The sequence below is a fragment of the Streptomyces sp. RLA131 genome, assembly GCF_056270125.1.
The window spans coordinates 1793323-1814855 of record NZ_JBWDOQ010000002.1; the positions used below are offsets into that span (position 1 = coordinate 1793323).

Below are 21533 nucleotides of genomic sequence, written 5' to 3' on the forward strand. Positions count from 1 at the left end.
GCCATGCCGATGCTGCTGATCAAGGGCTCGTTCCAGATCAAGAACGCGAAACCCGACGGTGACACCGTCGGCTTCACCCCCACCCGGCATCCCGACTGGAACCGCGTCAGGGACTCCCGGAAACTCGACCTCACCAACGGCTGCCGGGCCAGTCTGCGGCTGGACGGCATCGACGCGCTGGAGACCCACTACGGGCCGCTGACGGCGCCGATCCACCAGCCGCTGCCCTTCGCGCACGCGGCCAGGGACGAGCTGCTGAAGTGGCTCGGCTTCACCTCCGTGCAGCACGCGCCGGACGACGAGAAGGTCACCGACGCCGTCCCCGAGACCGTGCCCGGCTTCATCCTCACCGGCGGGGTCGACATCCATGGCCGCTGCGTGGCGCTGGTCGGCCGGGGCCCCCTGCCCGAGGGCACCAGGAGCGGGGAGGAGGTCACTGTCGGAGTACCGCTGCTGCGGGCCACCGCCAACCACCACCTGGTCACGGAGGGCCTGGCGTTCCCGACCTTCTACAGCAACCTCTTCGAGGACCTGCGCACGGAACTGGCCGCGGCGACCAGGCAGGCCCGGACCGCGGGCAAGGGGCTGTGGCCCAGCGACGTGACCACCACCGGGGCGAAGGTCACCGGCCTGTCCTCGATCACCGACGACGTGGTGATCCTGCCCAAGCTGTTCCGCCGGCTGTCGGACTACCTCAAGCTCGGCGAGCCGTCCCTGGCCTCCTTCCGCGCCTTCCTGGCCGGGGCGGCCGACGAGTTCCACATCACCTCGTCCACGACACCCGGGGCGCGGGTCACCGGCCTGCACAACGTGGTCGAGGTGACCAACAGTCACACCGTGCGGATGACCGTCCCCATCGAGGACCTCGTCTTCATCGAGGCCTGAGCCCGGGGCCCGGCGGCGCGGACCGTCCGGGGAGGCCGCTGGATACCGGCTGAAGATCCCCCGCCCAGGCCAGCAACTCCTCGTCCGCGCCCGGCCGGGCCACGCACTGCAGTCCGAGGGGCAGACCGTTCGCGGCGCGGCCCGCCGGGAGACTCACCGAGGGAAGGCCCGCGTTGCTCCAGGGCAGGCACATGACGGAGTCACCGGTGCTGCCGAGCCCCAGGGGCGCCGCCCCGGTGGCGGAGGGGGCGAGCCACAGATCGACGCCACGGTCCGACATGGTGGTGAGGACACGGTCGCGGAAGCGGTCCCGCTCACGTGACGCCCGCAGGTAGTCGGCGTGGCCGATGGCGTGGCCCTGCCGGACCGCGGCGGTGGTCTGCTCGCGGTAGAGGTGGCCGTGGCGGGGGAACCAGTCGGCGTGGGTGCGGGCGACCTCGTAGCGGTTCATGGTGAAGAGCTGCCGTACGGTGTCGTCGAATCCGGCCATGACGGGGACCTCGCGGACCTCGAAGCCCGCCGAACCGAGCCGCTCCACCTGGGTCTTGAAGGCCGCCAGCGCCTCGGCCCCGGCACGCTCCAGATAGGGACCGACGGGGATGCCGAGCACCGGCGGCCGCCGGTGCCCGGCATCGGACCGCACCGGCCGCCAGCCGTCGCACACGACGGCCGCGCAACGGGCCGCACCGGCGACATCCGGCGCGAAGACCCCTACCGTGTCGAAGCTGGGGGCGTTGGCGATGACCCCGTCGACCGGTATCCGCCCGAAGGTGGGCTTGAAGCCGACCACCCCGCAGTACGCGGCCGGGCGGATCACCGAGCCGACCGTCTGGGTGCCGACGGCCAGCGGGACCATGCCGGCGGCTACGGCCGCCGCCGAACCGGAGCTCGAACCGCCGGGCGTGTGCGCCGGGTTGCGCGGGTTGCGGGTGGGACCGGGCGCGGTCACCGCGAACTCGGCGGTCACCGTCTTGCCCGCGATCAGCGCCCCCGCCGCCCGCAGCCGGGTGACCAGGGTGGCCTGCGGGCCCGCCAGCACCCCGGGCGGCAGCACGGATCCGGCCCGGGTCGGCAGACCGTCGACATGGATGATGTCCTTGATCCCGACCGGGACGCCGTGCAGCGCGCCGCCGGGCGGAAGGGCCCGCGCCTCGGCCACGAGGCGGGCGGCGCGACCGGGTTCGGGGACGAACGCGTGGATCCCGCGGTCGGCCTCGTCGATACGCCCGGGATCATCGGGATCATACGAAAGCCCCATACGGGTCACCCTACGGTCCGCGTGAGGGAGTTCACCCGGATTCCCGCCGTCAAGGGCCTCGCGGATGGACGGTATCCGCAGCTCTGGGCACAGGCGGGCGGGATTGCGGGGTGCGGCGCCGGGGCAGCCGGGAAGGCCCGCGCAGTCCCCCGCTCCACAGGCGTCCCCCGCGTTACAGCGGCTGCCGTCCGGTGTGTGCCCGGGGGTTGCGAAGGCGACGGTCCGGCACGGTTTACTGTCGCGCATGACGGCGACCGACCCCACGCCCAGAGCCCTCGCTCACCCCGTACGGCTGCGCATGATGAGGCTGACCCGGACCGGATCCCGGTCCGCCGAACTCGCCCGCGAACTCGGTATCTCGCACGCCCTGGCCGGCCGGCATCTGCGCCGGCTCGTCGCCGTCGGCCTGGTGGAACCGGCCGAGGCACGCCCCGGCCCGTCCGGCCACGGGCTCCCCGGCGAGGGGGACGCCGAGTTGTGGCTGTCGCCGGACGCCTGGGACGACTTCCGGCACCGGCTGGCGGCCCGGCTGGTCACGCTGCACGAGCAGGCGCGGGCGCCGCACACGGCGGGGACGGTGCGGGCGGGGGCCGTGCGGATGGGGGCGACCGTGATGGCCTTCCCGTCGCTGCCCCGTGAGCGCGAGCGTGAACGCGAGAAGAGCCCCGGACACCGCCGCTGAGGGCGTCCGGGGCTCGGCTCACTCCGGGCCTGTCGCGACGGGCCCTGGCCGGTCCCTAGCCGATCTTCGCGGCGACCGCCTGCAGCGCGGTGGTCACCGGCTGGAAGAAGGTCTCGCCGCCGGCCGTGCAGTCGCCGCTGCCGCCCGAGGTGAGACCGATCGCGGCGCCGTCCTCGGTGAAGAGCGAGCCGCCGCTGTCGCCGGGTTCCGCGCACACGTCGGTCTGGATGAGCCCGGTGACCGAGCCCTCCTCGTAGTTGACGGTGGCGTCGAGCCCGGTGACCGTACCGTCGTGCAGCCCGGTGGTGCTGCCCATCCGGAACACCTGGAGGCCGACCGTCGCCTCGCCGGCCTCGGTGATGGCGACCGTGCTGCCGTCGCCCACATTGACCTCGCTGGGCGCGTCGGTGGCGGCGTCGTCGTACTTGACGAGCGCGAAGTCGCCGTCTCCGGGGAAGGTGGCCTGGTCGACGGTGGCGAGGGGGGTGCCGTCCTGTGTGTCGGACCACTGCTCGAAGGCGACCCCGCAGTGACCGGCCGTCAGGAAGGCGGGCGAACCGTCGGAGGCGGTGACGTTGAAGCCGAGCGAGCAGCGCGCGCCGCTGCTGAAGATGGCGTCGCCGCCGGAGAGGAAGGGCTTGAACTCGCCGGCCGTCTTCTCGATCCGGGCCATACCGCTGCCCAGCGACTTGACGGTGGACTTCACCGTCGCCAGCTCGGCGGCGGTGACCGTGCTGTCGACGGTGACCTGGATCTCGTTGGTCTTCGGGTCCACCGCCCAGGCGGTGCCGGGGATACTGGCCTGCGCCTTCAACGTCTTTGCCGCACCCGCGAGTTCGGCGGTGGTGTTCTGCACGCTTCTGGCCACGGCGCCGGCCTTCTCGACCTGGACGACCACGTTGTTGTCGTCGCCGTTGACCACGTTGATGATCACCTGGCCGGCCTGCGCGTCGTAGAAGGCCCCGGCGATGGCCGAGCCGAACTGCGAGGTGAGGCCGGAGACCAGGTCCTGCGCGGCGTCGGCGGAGAGGGTCTTCGGAGTGGTGTCGGTCTCCGAGGCCATGGCGTTCGGCAGCACGACGGCCGCTGCCGCGAGGGCGGCGGCACCGGCTCCGGCCAGGATCGCCTTCCGCTTGGGTATTCGTCGATGACTCAACTCATGACCTCCTGTGGGGCGAAGGTTGGGCGAAACATTGCCCGGCAAATCGCACAAAACCAGAAAAAAGTCGTGTCCACGCCAAGCAATGCCGATGAGTATTCCCACCATCGGACGACAAGTGCAAGGCCCTGTTCCGCTTTTGCCACCACCGGCGTACAATCCGCTGGCTCCGCGCCGCCCGTCCGTGATGGACTGCCGCGCGATGACAGACCTCACCGCACTCACACCGCAGGCGCTGGAGTACCGCGCCGCGTACGACGACCAGATCCGGGCCCGGCTCGTCCCCGGCGCGGAACGCGTCGGGCCCCTCCTCCGGCAGGAGTTCCCGGCGGGGCCCGGCTTCATCGGGTACCGGGACCTCGGCGGGCTCGACGGCCCCGCGCTGGACGCGCTCATCGCGGAGCAGCGGGACCACTTCGCCGCACTCGGCCGGCCGGTGGAGTGGAAGCACCACGGCCACGACCTGCCGGCCGACCTGCCGCGGCGGCTCACCGCCGCCGGCTTCGTCCCGGACGAGCCGGAGACGGTGATGGCCGGGCCGGTGGACACCCTCGCCGGGGCACCGCCCGTGCTGCCGGAGGGCGTACGGCTGCGCGAGATCACCTCACGGGCGGATCTCGACCGGCTGGCGGAGATGGAGGCCGCCGTGTGGGGCGAGGACCGCTCATGGCTGGCGGACGCGCTGGAGTCCGAGCTGGCCGGACCGGGCGACCCCTGCGTGATCGTGGTGGCGGAGGCACGGTCGCCGGGGGCGCCTCCCGAGATGGTGTGCGCCGCGTGGATCCGTTTCCACGAGGGCACCGACTTCGCGTCCCTGTGGGGCGGTTCGACGCTCGCCGCCTGGCGGGGCCGCGGCATCTACCGGGCGATCGTCACCCACCGGGCCGGGCTCGCGGCGCGGCGCGGTCACCGCCTGCTCCAGGTGGACGCGAGCGAGGACAGCCGGCCGGTCCTGAACCGGCTGGGCCTGGTCGCGGTCACGACGACGACTCCGTACCTGTGGCAGCCGGCCGGCTGAGGGCCAGCCGAGGGCTCGGCCGAGGGTCGGCTGAGGGCGGGCCGCTACTCGGTCAGCTCGGGCCGTTGTTCTCCGTCGGACTCCACGGCGGGCGGACGGACGGCGGCCGGAGCCGACGGGACAGCCGGGGCGGCCGGGGCGGACGGAACAGCGGGAGCCGACGGGACAGCCGGGGCAGCGGGCTCGGCGGGAGGTGCCGCGGACGGCGCGGTCGCCGGCGAGGCGCGTTCGAGGAAGCGCAGCAGCTCGACGGGAAAGGGCAGGACGAGGGTCGAGTTCTTCTCGGCGGCGACGGCGACGACCGTCTGGAGAAGGCGGAGCTGGAGCGCGGCGGGCTGCTCCGACATCACGCCCGCCGCTTCGGCGAGCTTCTTCGACGCCTGCAGCTCCGCGTCGGCGTTGATGACACGGGCGCGGCGCTCACGGTCGGCCTCGGCCTGCCGGGCCATCGACCGCTTCATGGTCTCCGGGAGGGAGACGTCCTTGATCTCGACCCGGTCGATCTGCACGCCCCATCCGATGGCCGGGCTGTCGATCATCAGCTCCAGGCCCTGGTTGAGCTTCTCGCGGTTGGAGAGCAGATCGTCCAGATCGCTCTTGCCGATGATCGAGCGCAGCGAGGTCTGGGCCATCTGGGAGACGGCGAAGCGGTAGTCCTCGACGTTGATGACCGCGTCCGCCGCGTTGACGACCTTGAAGTAGACGACGGCGTCGACCTTGACCGTGACGTTGTCCCGGGTGATGCCGTCCTGACCGGGCACCGGCATCGTCACGATCTGCAGGTTGACCTTACGGAGCCGGTCGACACCCGGAATGATCATGGTAAAGCCCGGTGCGCGGACCTCGGCCCTCAGCTTCCCCAGCCGGAAGACCACACCCCGCTCGAACTGCTGCACAACCCGCATGCCGGCGAGCGCGTAGACCGCGCCGGCGGACAGCACGGCTGCCACCAACTCCACGACCATCACGGCCCCCTGCCGTCCGCGCCGGGCGCGGCATCGCGAGTCCGTGCCCCCGGGGGGAACACCACGGGAGCGGTGATTCCACGGTACCTCTCGGGGCGCGGCTCGGGCAGGCCTGCGCGGGGGCGGCCGGGCGCACCTCGGCCGGCCGTTCAGCTCCGCGGCAGCCCTTCCGCCGCCCTGGACAGCCGGGCGGCGACCACCCGCGGCTGATCACGGAGCTCGGGGGGCTGATGGACCTCGAAGTCCACGCCCAGCATGCCGATGAAGACCGCGAGTGCGTCCAGCGACTCGGCGCCGGTGCGCAGCACGCAGGTGCCGTCGTCGACGGCCTCGACGGTGGCGAAACCGGAGGAGGTGTACTGCGCGACGTTCTCGGCGGCGGTGCGCAGCGTGGCCACCGCCTGGTAGCGGTACGCGCGTGAGGTGACGCCGCGTGCGACGTGGGCGGCGGCGTCCATGGGCGGCTCGCGCAGGGCGAAGCGGGGGCCGGCCGGGGACTTGGGGTCCATGCGGTCGACGCGGAAGGTGCGCCAGTCGGCGCGGTCGGTGTCCCAGGCGAGCAGGTACCAGCGGCCGGCGTGGTGGACCAGGCGGTAGGGCTCGACGGTGCGGCGGCTGGAGGTGCCGCCGTGGTCGAGGTAGTCGAAGCGCAGCCGTTCGCGGTCGCGGCAGGCGGCGCCGATGACGGTGAGGACGGCCTGGCCGACGGCGGCCGGGGCGGTGCGCCCGGAGACGGCGACGGCCTGCATGGCCTGGACGCGGTGGCGCAGCCGGGAGGGCAGCACCTGCTCCAGCTTGGCCAGCGCGCGCAGCGAGGTCTCGGCTGTCCCCTCCACGCTGCCGTCGGTGCCGGTGCGCAGGCACAGCGCGACGGCTATCGCCTCCTCGTCGTCGAGCAGCAGCGGCGGCAGTGCCGCGCCGGCGCCCAGCCGGTAGCCGCCCGCCGTGCCGGGGGTGGCGTGCACCGGGTAGCCGAGGGTGCGCAGCCGCTCCACGTCGCGTCGTACGGTCCGGGTGGTCACGTCGAGCCGCTCCGCCAGCCCGGGGCCGGTCCAGTCACGGCGGGACTGGAGGAGGGAGAGCAGCCGCAGCAGACGGGCCGAGGTCTCCAGCATGGGCCAAGTCTGGCATCGCTCGCGGACAGCTACTGACCGCGATGACCGCTGAACGGCGGGCCCCCGGCCCCCACCCGCCGGAGAGACGAAGACCGGGGGTGGGAACCGGGGGCGTGGCCGATCGGTCTAGAAGACGCTCACGCCGTAGTAGCTGAGCGCCTCGGTGACGGGCTGGAAGAAGGTCTCGCCGCCGGAGGTGCAGTCACCGCTGCCGCCGGAGGTGAGGCCGAGCGCGATGCCACCGGAGGTGTAGAGCGGGCCACCGGAGTCGCCGCCCTCCGCGCAGACGGTGGTGTCGATCATCTGGTAGACGATGTCGCCGCTGCCGTAGTTGACGGTCGCGTTGAGCGCGGTGACCTTGCCGGAGTGGATGCCGGTGGTGGAGCCGCTGCGCAGCACGGACTCACCGACGTAGGCGGCTGCCGAGCTGGTGATGTCGGTGCTGCCGGCGCCGCCGGTCTTGGTGACCGAGGTGTTGGTGTACTTGACCAGCGCGTAGTCGTTGGTCGGGAAGCTGTAGCTGACGTTGGTGCCCAGCGTGGTGGTGTGACCCGAGTTGCTGTACCAGGTCGACGCCACCTCACCGCAGTGCCCGGCCGTCAGGAAGTAGTACGTACTTCCGCTGACCACGTTGAATCCCAGTGAGCAGCGGTACGCGCCACCGTAGATCGCGCCGCCACCGGTGATCAGCTTGTTGAAGGTGCCGGAGGTGCGCTTGACGACGACCGCGCTGCCGTAGGACGCGGTGGCCTTCTTCAGCGTGGCCAGTTCGGCCTTGCTGACCGAGGCGTCGGCGGTGACGACGAGCTGGTCCGTCGTGGGGTGGATGGCCCAGGAGGTGCCGCCGATGTCGGCGGCCTTCATGGCGGCCCCCGCCTTGTTGAGGTGTGCGGTGCTGTACTTGACGACCTTCGGGACGGCGCCGGAGGCGCGTACGGCCGAGGCGTCGGCGGCGTCGGTGATGTTGACGACGAAGGACTTGGACGTGCTGTCGTAGTACGAACCGGCGGTGGCCGCCGAGCCGAGCGAGGTGGTGACGTCGGCCGCGAACTGCGCCCGTGCCTTGACCGTGGGGGCGGCCTGGGCGGCGGTGGGGGCGGCCAGTGCGGTGGCGGCCAGCAGGCCGGTGGCGGCGACGGCGATCAGCCGCGCTTTCGCCGCGACACCGGTATGGGGGATGGTGCGCGTGATCCTCACTTGTTTCCTCCTGTGGGGGTGGAGAGGTCCCTTGGGTGCGGGTCCGTGAGGCGCAGGCAGAGACTTGCCTCATAGGTCATGTCCCTGACAAGCACTCCCGGGAGTATCGCGAGCCCGCTCCACCCGCACAAGAGGGCGCCGCGCCCGGCCGCCGGAAAACACCCGCCGGGAACGGCGCGGCGGGGTCCGTCCGTTGCCGCTCGCACATGGTGGCCGGGCGCTGGGGCGGAGTATCCAGAACGCCCCACAGGGGCACAAGGGCGGCTTTCGGCCTCGCAAACTCCCGTAACCCGCCGTAAGGTGCCGCATCGCCGTCAGCAGGCAGCGCCCGCGGGGAAAGCGGAATCCCCGGAGGCACTGCCAGCTGACGGTGCGTCAGAGTGTGCTGATCTGCCGCTCACCCGCCTCGACGGCGAACGGCAGGGTGTTGCCCGGCGGCGGGAACGGGCAGATGAACCCGTCGGAGAAGGCGCAGGGCGGCAGCAGGGCCCGGTTGAGGTCCAGCACCACCGAGCCGTCGGCCTCCGGCACCCCGGGCCGGATGAACCGGAAGCGGTAACTGCCCTTACCGCTGGTCGCGTCGGCGATCACCCCCCACAGCCCGCCGTCGGACTCGACGGCCACGGTGAGCGTGTGCGCGGCGCCGCCGACGGTGAAGGACAGCTCGCCGCCGACGCCCAGCCCGCGCTGTACGCCGTCGGCGTTGGGCACCTGGATGGTGCGGGTGGTGTCGTACCGGCGGAAGACGGCCGGCACCACCCAGCGCTCGTCGTACGCGAAGGCCTCGATCCCGGCGAAGGCCTGCCGGGTGGGCGCCGCCGGGTCCCAGATCCGTACCGCCCACAGGCCCTCGCGGCGGATCACCACGAGCCTGCGGTCGTCGCCCTCCGGCCGGTACTCCTGGTCCGGGTGCAGCTCGACCCGCTCCCCCGTGTCCGTGGTGAGGGTGACCGCGTCGCCGTCCGGGGCCTCGGCCCAGTGGCCCGGCACCCCCTCGATGCGTCCGTCCACCGCGTCGACCAGCCAGAAGGTGCCGGTCAGGGCCAGCGGCCCGTACGGCGCGGAAACCGCCTCGGCGCGCTGCTCGCGCCAGGCCTTCCACTCCTGCTGTGCCTGTTCTGCATCAGTACTCATGGTGTTCAAGCCTTCCACACGGGTTGTGCCGGACCGGGACGGTGACGGGGCGTCTGGCCCTCGTACTCCTGTCGGAACGACCGGTGGGCCGGGCGGGGCCGGCCCAGATGCTCACGCAGCGTCGTACCGGGGTAGAAGCCGCGGAACCGGCCGCGGTGCTGGAGCAGCGCCACGGTTCCGTTCACCAGGCGTTCCAGGTCACGGAGCGGTTCGGCGGGGCGGATGTGGAAGCCGTCGACGGCGCCCGATCCGTGCCAGTCGGCGATCAGTTCGGCCAGCCCGACCGGACCGCCGGTGTACCGGGCCGAACGGTCCGGGCGCGCCTCTCCGGACTCGGCGCCGCCCAGGTCGGCGGTCAGCTCCGCCAGCACGGTCAGGGTGTCCGGGTCACGGCCGGCGGCGGCCGCGGAGGCCCGCAGCCCGTCGCGGGCGGCGGCGGCCGAGGCCCGGTCGGTGGCGCGGACCCAGGCGATGTCGGCGTACCGGGCGGCCGCCCGGCAGGCCTGCGGTGTCGAGGCGCGCACCGCGGTGACCGGGTGGCCCTGCGGGGGCCGGGGAACGGCGCCGGAGCCGCCGGAGCCGTCCGCCCAGTTGTCCCACAGCCGGGCGACGGCCTCGGCGACCTCGCCCGCCTCCCGCCACAGCTCCTCGGCCGGGGCGGCGGGACGGCGCCCGGCATCACGGGGCCCGTCGCGGGGCCCGGTCCGGGACCCGGTCCGGGACCCGGTCCGGGACCCGGCTCCGGTGGTGGACACCTCCACCGTCCAGCCGGCCCGGCCGCCGCTCACCCGGTCGAGGGCGGCGACGGCGGCCGCGACCCGGAACGGCTCGGCGTTCGTGGTCGTGACGGTCGGCACCAGGCCGATCCGGTCGGTCAGCGGGGCGATGCGGGCCAGTACGCCCGGCGCGTCGAGGCGGCCGGCGCCGTCCCCCGGGGGCGCGGGGGAATCGCCGAGGGTGACGAAGTCCAGCACGCCGCGTTCGGCGAGCCGCACGGACTCGGCGTAGGCGGAGGCCGTGCGGTGCTCGGTGCCACCCTGCACCCGGCCGTCGATGGCGACGGCCAGGTGCAGGGGGCGGGTCGGTGCGGGCATGGGGTGGGTGCCTCCGGGTCAGCTGCTGGTCTTGGGCAGGCCCTGCGGGTTGAGCTCGGACGTGGTGACCGCCTCGTTGGACAGACCCCAGCGCTTGAGGACCTTGGCGTAGGAACCGTCCTTGATGACCTTGTTCAGGGCGTCGTTCAACGCCTTGACCAGGCCGTTGTCCTTCTTGGTGATCGCGGCGATCTTGCCCTGGACGGTCTTGCCGCCGCCCGAGTAGGTGCCGACGATCTTTGTCTTGCCGGTGACGGCGACGTGGTACGCGGAGGTCGGGTTCGGGCCGAGATAGGCGTCGATCCGCCCGGAGTCGAGGGCGAGGTAGTAGTCGGAGGCCTTGTTGTAGTACTTGATGTCGACCGGCTTGAGGCCGTCCTTCTCGTCCTGCTTGCTCCACTCCACGAGGATCTTCTCCTGGTTGGTGCCGGAGCTGACGCCGATGGTGCGGCCCGCGACGTCCTTGGGGCCGGTGACCTTCCAGTCGGCGCTGCTCCTGGCCTCGAAGGCGAGGTTGTCGAGCCGGTAGGTGGCGAAGTCGTACTTCTCCTTGCGCTCCTCGGTCACGGTGACGTTGGCGAGAGCGACGTCGTTCTTGCCGCTGTCCAGGCCGATGAAGAGGTTCTCCCAGGACGTGACGTTGAACTTCGGCTTGAGGCCGAGGGTGTCCGCGACCAGCGTCGCGAGGTCGTACTCGATGCCGATCGGGGTCTTGTCGTCGGTGGCGTAGAAGCCCAGCGGCGGGGCGGTGCCGGCGGTGCCCCCGATGACGAGCGTGCCGGTGCCGCTGATCTTCGACGGCACTTCGGCGGCTATGGCGGCGTCCTTGGTGCCTCTGATCCGGTGCTGGTCCGGGCCGAGGTTGATTTTGGTGCCCTTGACCGTGGTGTTCGCCGCCTTCTGGTCGGCCGCGTCGGTGTTCCCGCCGCAGGCGGTGAGGGCGAGCAGGGCGACGGCCGGGACGAGGGCGGTGGCGTTGAGCTTCACGTGGGTACTCCTGGGTGCTTTGCGGGCGTTGTGTTTGTTGTGTTGTGTTGTGTTGTGTTGTGTTGCCGGTGCCGGGAAATCGGGAGACGCCGGAGAGAGGTCACAGGACCTTGGAGAGAAACGCCTTGGTGCGGTCGTGACGCGGGGTGTCGAAGACCTCGCCGGGCGCGCCCTGTTCGACGATCCGGCCGCCGTCCATGAAGACGACGGTGTCCGCCACCTCCCGGGCGAACCCGATCTCATGGGTGACGACGATCAGGGTGGTGCCGCCGTGGGCCAGGTCCTTGATGACGTCGAGGACCTCCCCCACCAGCTCCGGGTCGAGGGCCGAGGTCGGCTCGTCGAAGAGCAGCACCTTCGGCTCCAGCGCCAGCGCCCGCGCGATGGCGACCCGCTGCTGCTGGCCGCCGGAGAGCCGGCGCGGGTACTCGCCGGCCTTGTCGGAGAGGCCGACCCGGTCCAGGAGCGCCAGCGCCAGTTCGGTCACCTCCCTGCGCGGCCGCTTCAGCGCGGAGACCGGGGCCTCCACGACGTTCTCCAGCACGGTCAGGTGCGGGAAGAGGTTGAAGTTCTGGAAGACGAAACCGATCCCGGTGCGCTGCCTGAGGACCTCGCGCTCCTTGAGCTCGTACAGCTTGTCGCCGGAACGGCGGTAGCCCACCAGCCGGCCGTCGACGCTGATCCAGCCCCGGTCCACCTTCTCCAGGTGGTTGATGGTCCGCAGCAGCGTGGACTTGCCCGAGCCGGAGGGCCCCAGGATCACGGTGACGGAACCGGCCTCGACCCGCAGGTCCACGCCCCGCAGGACGTCGAGCGAACCGAAGCTCTTGTGGACGCCCCTGATGTCGATGATCGTGCTCATGTCCGGACTCCCCGCGCGAAGTGGCGTTCCACGTAGTACTGGGCGACCGACAGCACCGAGGTCAGGACGATGTACCAGAAGGTCGCCACCAACAGCAGCGGGACGACCCGCCCGTTGCGTCCGTAGATCACCTGGACCTGGTAGAAGAGCTCGCCGATCGCGACGACGGAGACGATCGAGGTCCCCTTGAACAGCGAGATCACCTCGTTCGCGGCGCTGGGCAGGATCGAGCGCATCGCCTGCGGCAGCACGATCCGCCGCAGCTGCCGCAGCCGGGGGATCCCGAGCGCGGCCGCCGCCTCCAGCTGGCCGCCCTCCACCGACAGCACACCGCCGCGCACGATCTCCGCGAAGTACGCGGCCTGGTGCAGCGAGAGCCCCAGCACCGCGGCGCCCAGCGGCCCGAGGTCCAGGGTGCGGAAGCTGAGGAAGCCGGGCCCGAAGGGGACGCCGACGCTCAACCGCTCGTACAGCACGGTGAGGTTGAACCAGAAGATGACCTGGACGATCAGCGGGATGGAGCGGAACGCCCATACGTAGCCGAAGGCCACCGCCTTCAGCAGCGGGCTCTTCGACAGCCGCATGAAGGCCAGTACGACGCCCAGCACGAAGCCGATCACCGTGCCGTAGACGGTCAGTTCCAGGGTCACCCCCAGCGCGGTGATGATCGTCCCGGAGGAGAAGTAGAGCCCGAAGGTCTCCCAGTCCCAGGCCGGGTTGGTGACCAGGCCGTGGACGAACTGGGCGAGCAGGACGGCGACGACGAAGGTCGCGGCCCAGCGCACCGGATGCCGGGTCGGCACCACTTTCAGGGCGGAGTAGTCCTCGGGGGCCGAGCCCGCGGGTGGGGCCTTGCCGATGGGCGGATCACTGGTCAGCGACATGGGGGTACCTCAAAAGGGGAGGGGGATGACGGAAGACGGAAGGAAGTGCTCAGTCGGGCGCGGCCGGGCCGGGCGGCCCGGCCGGGCGGGCCGGACTCGGCCGGGCGGTTACGCGCTGAGCCGCGCGTCCGTACAGGAGGAGAGGGCGCCGAGGAAGGTCAGCAGGGCGCGGGCGGTCGCGTCGTTCTGCCGGAAGGCCGGGCCGTTGGTGCCCGGGCGGGTGAAGGCGCCCGCCGAACGGGCGTCGGTGTGCGGGCCGAGCGCGAAGCGGCGCGGGTGCGGGCGGCCGGAGCGGTCGATGATCCGGCCGTCGTCGGCGGTGACGGCCAGCAGGCCCGCCTCGGTCGAGCTCACGCCCGCCCCGTCCCCGCTGCCCGCGCCGGGCCCGCTGTCCCCGCCGGGCACGCCGGGCCGCTCGTGCAGCGAGCGCAGCAGCGGGTCGCGCGTACGGTGGACGGTCGGTCCCGGCAGCCTGGCCTCCACCAGGGCCTTCGCCTCCACGGATGCGCCGGGCACGCTCGGGCTGTCCGCCCGGAAGACTCCGCGCGCCGGGTCCGTCGTGACGACGGTGTCCGGTCCCAGGAAGCGCACCAGCCCGGCCCGGGACAGGGCGAGCAGCTGGCGCAGCCGGGGCCCGGGCGGGCCGGAGGCGACCGAACTGAAGAAGCCGTGCCACCACTCCCCGACATCGCCGAGCCGCAGCATCTGCCCGTACACCGACAGCAGTCCGAGGAACACCGCCAGGTCAGGGCTGTGCGCCGGGTCATGACTTCGGGCGAGGTCCGCCCTGATGTGGTCGCGTACGCCGTCCTGCAACTGCTCCGGGCCGGTGAAGCGGACCCCCGCCAGCGGCCGGTCCAGGGCCGTCAGATCCAGCCGGTCGGCGGGGTCCGGTACCGCCTCGGCGACCAGCTCCGCCAGTTCGGGGCTGCCGGGGCCGGCCGCGGCGTAGCGGGCGTCGAACTCCGCCCAGCTCAGGGCCGTACGTCCCGGATGGGCGGCGAACAGCTGGTGGTAGTGCGCGAAGCCCAGTTCCTTGGCGACCAGCGGCCAGACGTCCCGCCGGAAGTCCGGCCGTCCGGGCCGGGCCAGCAGCTCGTCGACCTGCGGGGGGCCGAAGTACCTGGGCAGCGGCGGGCGTTCACCGCGCCACCCGTAGCCGATCTTGGAGTGGTAGGGCACTCCGCGCCGTGAGCCCACGTACAGCACGGGCTCCCGGCCCGACGGGCGGTAGACCGGCTCGCCGGTGGCGTCCTCGTCGTAGTGCCCGCCTCGGCCCTCGGTCACCAGCACCATCAGGTCGACGAAGGCCAGTCCGAAGCCTCGGACGATCACCGGCTCGCCGGGCGCCAGTACCGACAGGTCGCTGTCGGCGGTGAACTCCGGCGGCAGGTGGACCAGTCGGTGCTCGGCGGCGAACTCCGTGAGCCTTCGCTGTTCCTCGTCGGGCTCCGCGTCCAGGTGCCCCAGGGCCAGGACCACCAGGTCCGCGGTCACCGGCTCCGGCCGCCCCTCCAGCCACACGCTCTGCCGGCCGTCCCGGGTCCCGGTCAACCGGACCGCCCGCCGGGGATGCGGACGCACGGTGATGCCGGGCGGCAGCGCGGCCGTGGTCCGCTCGTGGACCCAGCGCAGATAGGCGCTCTGCAGCCGCCGGCTCGCGAAGCTCTGCGCCGTCAGGGCCCGGGCCTCGGCCTCCAGTCGCCCGTCGAGCCCGGTCACGGCGAACTCCCCGCGCCTGATCCCCTCCGCCCACTGGGCGAGCGAGGGGCCGGGCAGGATGGGCCCCTCGGCCTCCACCGACACGTCGGTGAACATCGTGACGTCCTCGGCCATCGAGTTCATCCACAGCAGCGGTGACTGGTCGTCGCGCCAGACCCGGCCGCCGCCCGGCGGGAACGGGTCCACGAGATGGATGTCCAGCCGGCCCCCGGCGTACAGCCCGGCGGCGTTGGCGGCGATCCGTTCCAGCAGACCGGTGCCGCGCGGGCCGGCGCCGACGATCACCAGCGAGGGTGCCGACGACGGGGAGGACGACGCGGAAGAGCGAGAAGAAGGAGGTGACGCGGCGGAAAGCGCGGCGGCGGACAGGGATGCGGACATGCGGAGGCTCCGTGGATACGCGGAAGTTCACGGGTCCTGTCTGCACACAGCCGCGTCCCTCAACACGGCGGGCCACCGTGGCGACCTGCCATGAGGCTAAGCCCGGAACATCGGCCGCTGTCAAGCATGTCCGCATGCTGAGCCTGCCGTCTCACGTGGTTGACGTGGGCGCGTCCGTGCTGTTCCACTGTCGCCATGCGTACCTGTCAGCTGGTCACCCGCGACCACATCGACTTCGGTCGAGTGTGGTCGTCGTCGTGTTGTCGCTGACTCGATAGCCGCCCCGCGCCCTTCGCGCGCCGGGCCGGCTGACGGCTTCCTCCGCCTCGCCTGCCTCACACACGTACCACCCCTCCCTCCCTCAGTACGACCTGTACGACCCGTACGCCCGTACGACCTATTGCGACGTGCGCCGCGAAAGTGCCGTGGACGCCGTCGAGTTGTGCACCGTGAAGGCGACCGTCCCCGGCAGATAGCGGTCGTCCGACCATTCCACCGGCCGGCCGGCCGGGTCCGTCGAGCGCCGGCGTTCGCGCAGCAGGGCGTCGCCGAGCCCGCAGGCGAGCAGCCGGGCGTCGTCCGCGTCGGCCGGGGCCAGATCGATGGTGTGGTCGGCGTCGGTGAAGAGCACGCCCTCGGCCTCCAGCAGCGCGCTGTGCGAGTCGGCATCGGGGTCGAAGCGTTCGACCAGCTCCCCCACCCATTCGGGGTACACGGCGCGCTCGACCATCACCGGGCGCCCGGACAGGGTGCGCAGCCGCAGCACCCGGTAGACGTACGCGCCGCCGTCCAGGCGCAGTTGCTCGCGTTCCAGGGGCCCGCCGGGCTCCCGTACGACGGAGACGGTGCGCCCGCCCGGTGACTCGCCGATGGAACGGGCCCAGCGGGCGAAGCTGGTCAGCTCGGCGAAGCTCTGCACCCGGGCGGCCCCGAGAACGACCCGGCGGGTGCCCCGGCGGGAGGTGACCAGGCCGTCGGCGCGCAGCAGGGCGAGGGCCTGGCGGACGGTGCCCCGGGAGACCCCGTACTGCGCGGCGATCGCTCCCTCGGCGGGCAGCCGGGCGCCCGATCCGTAGGCTCCGGCCGCTATCGACTCCCGGAGGTCGGCCGCGACCCTGCGGTACAGGCTCTGCGGCGACGGCGACGGCGGCTGCGGCTGCGGTGACTGTGGTGACTGCGGTGACTGCGGCGTTTCCGGCCGCCCGGTGCCGTCCACTCCCACTCCACCCGCCTTTCTGCTGGTCATCTGCGCCGTCGACCCTACCCGGTCGCCCCATGGCCGGATCTTTTCTGTGGACGACCCCGGGCCAACCCGTTTTGTTAACTTCCGCGACACCATGCTCCGTCGTACTGTCCCTAAGTTGTACAGCCAACTTGGTGTTACTCCTCTCCCAGCCGTCCTCCGCTCGTACAGGAGACCCCCGTGGCCCACCCGTCGCCCGCCCCCGCCCTCGTCGCCGCCCGCGTCGCCGTCCTCGGCGCCGCGCTCACCGCCGCCGCCCTCACTCTCACCGCCTGCGGCTCCGCGCCCAGCACCGCGGGCACCACCAGCAGCGCCGCGAAGGCGACCTCCGCCGCGGACGCCGGCGGCCTCCGGGCCCTCGTCGAAGCGGCGAAGAAGGAGGGCACCCTGCACGTCATCGCCCTGCCGCCGGACTGGGCCAACTACGGCGCCGTCATAGCCGGGTTCAAGAAGAAGTACGGGATCAAGGTGGTCAGCGAGAACCCGTCCGGGTCCAGCCAGGACGAGCTCAACGCCATCACCTCCCGCAAGGGCCAGGACCGTGCCCCGGACGTCGTCGACCTCGGCAGCACCTTCGCGCTGAGCGCCGCGAGCCAGGGCCTGCTGGCCCCGTACGAGGTCGCGGACTACGACAAGATCCCGGCCGCCCAGAAGGACAGCAAGGCCCGCTGGTACAACGACTACGGCGGCTACATCTCGATCGGCTGCGACGCCAAGAGAGTCAGGACCTGTCCCACGACCTTCGCCGACCTGCTCAAGCCGCAGTACAAGGGCCAGGTCGCCCTCAACGGCAACCCGACCAAGTCCGGCTCCGCCTTCGGCGGGGTCTACGCCGCCGCGCTCGCCAACGGCGGCTCCCTGGACGACATCCAGCCCGGCCTGGACTTCTTCGGCAAGCTGAAGAAGAACGGCAACTACAACCCGGTGGAGTCCACCCCGGCGACCGTCGAGAAGGGCGAGACGCCGATCAGCATCGACTGGGACTACCTCAACGCGGGCTACGCCGACGAGTTCAGGAGCAAGGGCGTCGACTGGAAGGTCTCGGTGCCCTCCGACGGCCTGTTCGCCCAGTACTACTCGCAGGGCATCAACAAGGACGCCCCGCACCCGGCCGCCGCCCGCCTGTGGCAGGAGTACCTCTACAGCGCCGAGGGCCAGAACCTGTGGCTCAAGGGCTACGCCCGGCCGGTCCTGATGGACGCCCTCAAGACCGCCGGCACGCTCGACGCCACCGCCGCCGCCAAGCTCCCGACCGTCTCCGGCACCGCGAAGTTCCCGACCGAGGCCCAGCAGGACAAGGCCAAGAAGGTCGTGACCGAGGGCTGGTCCAAGGCCGTGGCCGGCTGAGGCGCGGACCCACACCATGACCACGGCCTCCGCCGCGACGCCGTCCCCCGCTTCCGCCGCCGATGACCTCGGCGGCGGAAGCGGGGCGGCCCTCGCGCCCCCGTCCCGCAGGCACCGCCGCACTCCCGGCGGCTGGCTCGCCGTCCTGCCCCTGCTGCTGTTCGTCGCCGTCGCCTTCGGCCTGCCCGCCCTCGCCATCGCCATCGGCGCCTTCACCACCTCCGACGACGCCCCCGGAGGCGCCGGTTGGACCGGCGACAACATGACGCTGTCGGTGCACGGCGCCTATCTGACCGCCCTGCTGGGCAGCGTCAAGCTCTCCGCGCTCACCGCGCTGCTCGGTGTCGTCCTCGGGCTGCCGCTCGCCCAGGCGGTGGTCACCTCCCGCTTCCGCGCGCTGCGCGAGGCCGTACTCGCCGCCTCCGGTGTGCTGGCCAACTTCGGCGGCGTACCACTGGCGTTCGCCTTCGTCGCCACCCTCGGCAACGCCGGCGAGCTGACCCGGCTCCTCCACCTGGGCGAGCACGGCTGGAGCCTGTACACCTTCTCCGGCCTCACCCTGGTCTACCTCTACTTCCTGATCCCGCTGATGGTGCTCACCATCACCCCCGCCCTGGAGGGCCTGCGCGTCCAGTGGCGCGAGGCCGCCCGCAACTGCGGCGCGACCGGCGGCCAGTACTGGCGGCATGTGGCGCTGCCGGTCCTCGCGCCGTCCCTGCTCGGCGGCTTCGTACTGCTCTTCGGCAGCGCCTTCGCCGCCTACGCCACCGCCGCCGCCATGGTCGGCAGTTCGGTGCCGCTGATCACCCTGCAGATCGCCGACGCGCTGTCCGGCAACGTCCTGGTCGGGCAGGGCAACGTCGCCCTCGCGCTGAGCCTGGACATGATCCTGATCGCGGGCGTGGTGATGGCGGTCTACGTCCCGCTGCAGCGAAGGAGCGCCCGATGGCTGCGCTGACCACCCGCCGGAGCGCCCGGCCCGGATACTGGCGCGGCGTCGTCGCCCTCGTCGCCGGGCTGTACTTCCTGGGCCCGCTCGCCGCCTCCGTCGTCTTCACCGTCGACGTGCCCGGCCAGGGCCTCACCCTCGGCGCCTACACCGGCATCCTGGGCGCCGACGGCTTCCTGTCCAGCCTGCGGCTCACCCTCGAACTGGCCGTCGCCACCATCGCCGTACTGCTGCTCCTGCTCGTCCCGGCGATGATCGCGACCCGGCTGGCGGCTCCCCGGCTGCACGCCCTCGTCGAGATCGTGTGCTCGCTGCCGCTGGTGGTGCCCGCCGTGGCGCTGACCGCCGGCTTCGTCTCGGTGCTGCGCTGGGGACCGACCAAGCTGGCCCGCACCCCGCTCTACGAGACCATCCTGCAGATCCAGAACCCCTCCTTCCCGGTGGTCCTGGTCCTGGTGTACGTGCTGATGGCGCTGCCGCTCGCCTACCGCACCCTCGACGCCGGGCTGCGCGCCCTGGACCTGGCCACCCTGGTCGAGGCGGCCCGCAGCTGCGGGGCGAGCCCGGCCCGCGCGGTGGTACGGGTCGTGCTGCCGAATCTGCGCGGGGCGCTGCTGAACACCGCGTTCCTGACCCTGGCCCTGGTGCTCGGCGAGTACACGGCCGCCGCGATCCTCGGCTTCACGCCGTTCGCGGTGTGGATCGTGGGCATCGGCGGCAGCCAGGCGCAGATGTCGGTGGCGGTGTCGGTGCTGAGCCTGGTGCTGACCTGGGTACTGCTGCTGGCCCTGGCCGCCGCCGGTCGCGGCGGCACACTCCGAGTACGTAACCCCCGTAAGAACTCCGGCAAGCAGGAGACGACCTCGTGACCGCCACCCTCGCATTCCGCGGCCTGCGCCGTGTCTTCGGCAGCACCGTCGCCCTCGACGGCCTGGACCTCGACGTCGCCTCCGGTGAACTCCTCGCCCTGCTCGGCCCGTCCGGCTGCGGCAAGACCACCGCCCTGCGGATCCTGGCCGGCTTCGAACAGCCCGACGCCGGCCAGGTGCTGGTCGACGGCGAGGACATCACCGGCGTTCCGGCGCACCGCCGCAACGCCGGAATGGTCTTCCAGTCGTACAGCCTCTTCCCGCACCTCAGCGCCTGCGACAACGTCGCCTTCGGCCTGCGCATGCGCGGCACGGGAGCCGCGGAGCGCCGCAGACGGGCGGGCGAACTGCTGGAACTGGTGGGGCTGCCCGACCACGGCGACCGCTTCCCGCACCAGCTGTCCGGGGGGCAGCAGCAGCGCATCGCGCTGGCCCGGGCACTGGCGCTGGAGCCCCGGGTGCTGCTGCTGGACGAGCCGCTGTCGGCGCTGGACGCCAAGGTGCGGGTCGCCCTGCGGGAGGAGATCCGGCGGCTCCAGCTGGAGCTGGGCATCACCACCCTGTTCGTCACCCACGACCAGGAGGAGGCGCTGTCGACCGCCGACCGGGTCGCCGTCATGCACGGCGGCCGCCTGGAGCAGTGCGCGCCGCCCGCCGAGCTGTACGACACCCCGGCGACCGCGTTCGTCGCCGAGTTCGTCGGCACCATGAACCGGATCCCCGGCCGGACCGGCACCGACGGCACGGTGGAGGTGCTGGGCCGGCGGCTGCCGCTGCGCGGCGAGGCCCGGGCGGACACGGACGTCGACGTCCTGGTCCGCCCCGAGGCCCTGGAGGTCGTGGTGGACGGCGACGCCCGGATCGTCACCGCCGCCTTCCACGGTTCCGTCACCCGGCTGACCCTCGCCATGCCCGACGGCACCACCCTCAAGGCCGATGTGCCCAGCCACCGCGCCGCCGAGCTCCCGGCCGGGGCGGCCGTCACGGCCGGCCTGCCGGACCGCCCGGTGCTCGTGGACGACCGTGCGCGCTGAGCCCGTACGGCTGGACGCCGTGCTGTTCGACATGGACGGAACCCTGGTGGACACCGAGGGGGTGTGGTGGCAGGCGGCGGCCGAGGCGGCGGCCCGGCTCGGCCTGGATCTGACCGACGCCGACATCCCCGACGTCCTCGGCCGTTCCGTCGGCCACACCGCCTCCCACCTCGCCCGGCTCGCCCCCGGCGCCGCCCCGCCGGATCTCGCCGAGCAACTGGACTCCCGCTTCGCCGAGTTGGTCGCCCGGGATGTGGCGCCCCGGCCGGGCGCGGTGGCCCTGCTGGACGCGCTGCTGGCCGCCGGGGTGACCACCGCCCTGGTCACCGCGTCCCCGCGGCGGGTCGCCGACCTGGTCCTGGACGCCCTGGGGCGGGAGTACTTCACGGTGTCGGTCTCGGCCGACGACACCGTACGCACCAAGCCCGCCCCCGATCCCTATCTGGAGGCGGTGCGGCTGCTCGGCGCGGACCCGGCGCACTGCGTCGCCGTCGAGGACACCCCGACCGGGGTCGCCTCGGCGGAGGCCGCGGGCTGCCCGGTCCTGGTCGTGCCGTCGGCCGTGCCGATCGCCCCCGCGCCCGGGCGCACCCTGCTCGACAGCCTCCGCCAGGCCGACCCCGAACTGCTGCGCTCCCTGGTCGCCCCGGCTCCGGGGGACGAACGCGAACGCCGCTGACCGCGGGCCGCCGAGCGCGACGGTCCGCGGACGGACCGGCGGGACTGTCCGACCCCACCGACATAATTG

Annotated in this window: 19 protein-coding genes and 1 pseudogene; 8 read left to right on the plus strand and 12 right to left on the minus strand. The window is 72.5% G+C overall.

Going from position 1 to position 21533, the window contains the following annotated elements:
* Positions 1–3 precede the first annotated feature (3 nt).
* Positions 4–885, plus strand: a complete 882-nt coding sequence (locus RWE79_RS09115) for a thermonuclease family protein (RefSeq protein WP_475939512.1) — start codon at positions 4–6, stop codon at positions 883–885.
* On the opposite strand, the gene RWE79_RS09120 is transcribed toward RWE79_RS09115, so the two are convergent.
* The gene (locus RWE79_RS09120; RefSeq protein WP_475939513.1) at positions 872–2143 is read right to left on the minus strand and encodes an amidase; all 1272 of its coding nucleotides are present in this window, start codon (positions 2141–2143) and stop codon (positions 872–874) included. The genes RWE79_RS09115 and RWE79_RS09120 overlap by 14 nt on opposite strands.
* 244 nt (positions 2144–2387) lie before the next feature.
* On the opposite strand from RWE79_RS09120, the gene RWE79_RS09125 reads away from it, so the two are divergent.
* Positions 2388–2825 carry a helix-turn-helix domain-containing protein gene (locus RWE79_RS09125; RefSeq protein ID WP_475939514.1) on the plus strand — a complete coding sequence of 146 codons (438 nt, stop codon included), beginning with the start codon at positions 2388–2390 and terminating at the stop codon, positions 2823–2825.
* 58 nt (positions 2826–2883) lie between these two features.
* Here RWE79_RS09125 and RWE79_RS09130 read toward each other — a convergent pair.
* Positions 2884–3981 (minus strand): annotated as a pseudogene (locus RWE79_RS09130) (S1 family peptidase); the annotation flags it as partial.
* A 205-nt stretch (positions 3982–4186) separates the two neighbouring features.
* On the opposite strand from RWE79_RS09130, the gene RWE79_RS09135 reads away from it, so the two are divergent.
* The gene (locus RWE79_RS09135; RefSeq protein WP_475939515.1) at positions 4187–5002 is read left to right on the plus strand and encodes a GNAT family N-acetyltransferase; all 816 of its coding nucleotides are present in this window, start codon (positions 4187–4189) and stop codon (positions 5000–5002) included.
* A gap of 44 nt (positions 5003–5046) precedes the next feature.
* Here RWE79_RS09135 and RWE79_RS09140 read toward each other — a convergent pair whose 3' ends face one another.
* The 10 genes from RWE79_RS09140 to RWE79_RS09185 form a co-directional block, all read right to left on the minus strand.
* A complete protein-coding gene (locus tag RWE79_RS09140) occupies positions 5047–5967 on the minus strand; it encodes a slipin family protein (protein ID WP_475939516.1) in 921 nt (306 codons plus the stop codon).
* Positions 5968–6116: 149 nt separating this feature from the next.
* Positions 6117–7082, minus strand: coding sequence for a helix-turn-helix transcriptional regulator (locus RWE79_RS09145; protein WP_475939517.1), 966 nt, complete (start codon positions 7080–7082; stop codon positions 6117–6119).
* A gap of 126 nt (positions 7083–7208) precedes the next feature.
* Positions 7209–8279 (minus strand): S1 family peptidase, encoded by a 1071-nt coding sequence (locus tag RWE79_RS09150; protein ID WP_475939518.1) that lies wholly within the window; start codon positions 8277–8279, stop codon positions 7209–7211.
* Between the two features lie 375 nt (positions 8280–8654).
* Complete coding sequence (locus RWE79_RS09155; RefSeq protein ID WP_475939519.1) at positions 8655–9413, minus strand: DUF1684 domain-containing protein; 759 nt, start codon at positions 9411–9413, stop codon at positions 8655–8657.
* A 5-nt stretch (positions 9414–9418) separates the two neighbouring features.
* Complete coding sequence (locus RWE79_RS09160) at positions 9419–10507, minus strand: LLM class flavin-dependent oxidoreductase (RefSeq protein WP_475939520.1); 1089 nt, start codon at positions 10505–10507, stop codon at positions 9419–9421.
* 18 nt (positions 10508–10525) lie between these two features.
* Positions 10526–11494, minus strand: a complete 969-nt coding sequence (locus RWE79_RS09165; protein ID WP_475939521.1) for an ABC transporter substrate-binding protein — start codon at positions 11492–11494, stop codon at positions 10526–10528.
* A gap of 100 nt (positions 11495–11594) precedes the next feature.
* A complete protein-coding gene (locus RWE79_RS09170; protein WP_475939522.1) occupies positions 11595–12356 on the minus strand; it encodes an amino acid ABC transporter ATP-binding protein in 762 nt (253 codons plus the stop codon).
* On the minus strand, positions 12353–13240 hold the full coding sequence (locus RWE79_RS09175) for an amino acid ABC transporter permease (RefSeq protein WP_475939523.1): 888 nt from the start codon (positions 13238–13240) through the stop codon (positions 12353–12355). The genes RWE79_RS09170 and RWE79_RS09175 overlap by 4 nt, the downstream gene beginning before the upstream one ends.
* Positions 13241–13348: 108 nt before the next feature.
* Positions 13349–15343 (minus strand): FAD/NAD(P)-binding protein, encoded by a 1995-nt coding sequence (locus tag RWE79_RS09180; protein WP_475939524.1) that lies wholly within the window; start codon positions 15341–15343, stop codon positions 13349–13351.
* Positions 15344–15740: 397 nt separating this feature from the next.
* Positions 15741–16589 carry a GntR family transcriptional regulator gene (locus RWE79_RS09185; RefSeq protein ID WP_475939525.1) on the minus strand — a complete coding sequence of 283 codons (849 nt, stop codon included), beginning with the start codon at positions 16587–16589 and terminating at the stop codon, positions 15741–15743.
* 177 nt (positions 16590–16766) lie between these two features.
* Here RWE79_RS09185 and RWE79_RS09190 point away from each other — a divergent pair, with 177 nt between their 5' ends.
* Genes RWE79_RS09190 through RWE79_RS09210 form a run of 5 tightly spaced genes read left to right on the plus strand, consistent with a single transcriptional unit; the run spans position 16767 to position 21464 of the window.
* Positions 16767–17933: an ABC transporter substrate-binding protein gene (locus RWE79_RS09190; RefSeq protein ID WP_475939526.1), complete on the plus strand. Its 1167-nt coding sequence runs from the start codon at positions 16767–16769 to the stop codon at positions 17931–17933.
* Positions 17934–17949: 16 nt separating this feature from the next.
* Complete coding sequence (locus tag RWE79_RS09195) at positions 17950–18891, plus strand: ABC transporter permease (RefSeq protein ID WP_475939527.1); 942 nt, start codon at positions 17950–17952, stop codon at positions 18889–18891.
* Positions 18879–19751: an ABC transporter permease gene (locus tag RWE79_RS09200; RefSeq protein WP_475939528.1), complete on the plus strand. Its 873-nt coding sequence runs from the start codon at positions 18879–18881 to the stop codon at positions 19749–19751. Before RWE79_RS09195 ends, RWE79_RS09200 begins: the two co-directional genes overlap by 13 nt.
* On the plus strand, positions 19748–20785 hold the full coding sequence (locus tag RWE79_RS09205) for an ABC transporter ATP-binding protein (RefSeq protein WP_475939529.1): 1038 nt from the start codon (positions 19748–19750) through the stop codon (positions 20783–20785). The genes RWE79_RS09200 and RWE79_RS09205 overlap by 4 nt, the downstream gene beginning before the upstream one ends.
* Positions 20775–21464 carry an HAD family hydrolase gene (locus tag RWE79_RS09210; protein WP_475939530.1) on the plus strand — a complete coding sequence of 230 codons (690 nt, stop codon included), beginning with the start codon at positions 20775–20777 and terminating at the stop codon, positions 21462–21464. Before RWE79_RS09205 ends, RWE79_RS09210 begins: the two co-directional genes overlap by 11 nt.
* Positions 21465–21533: the final 69 nt, after the last annotated feature.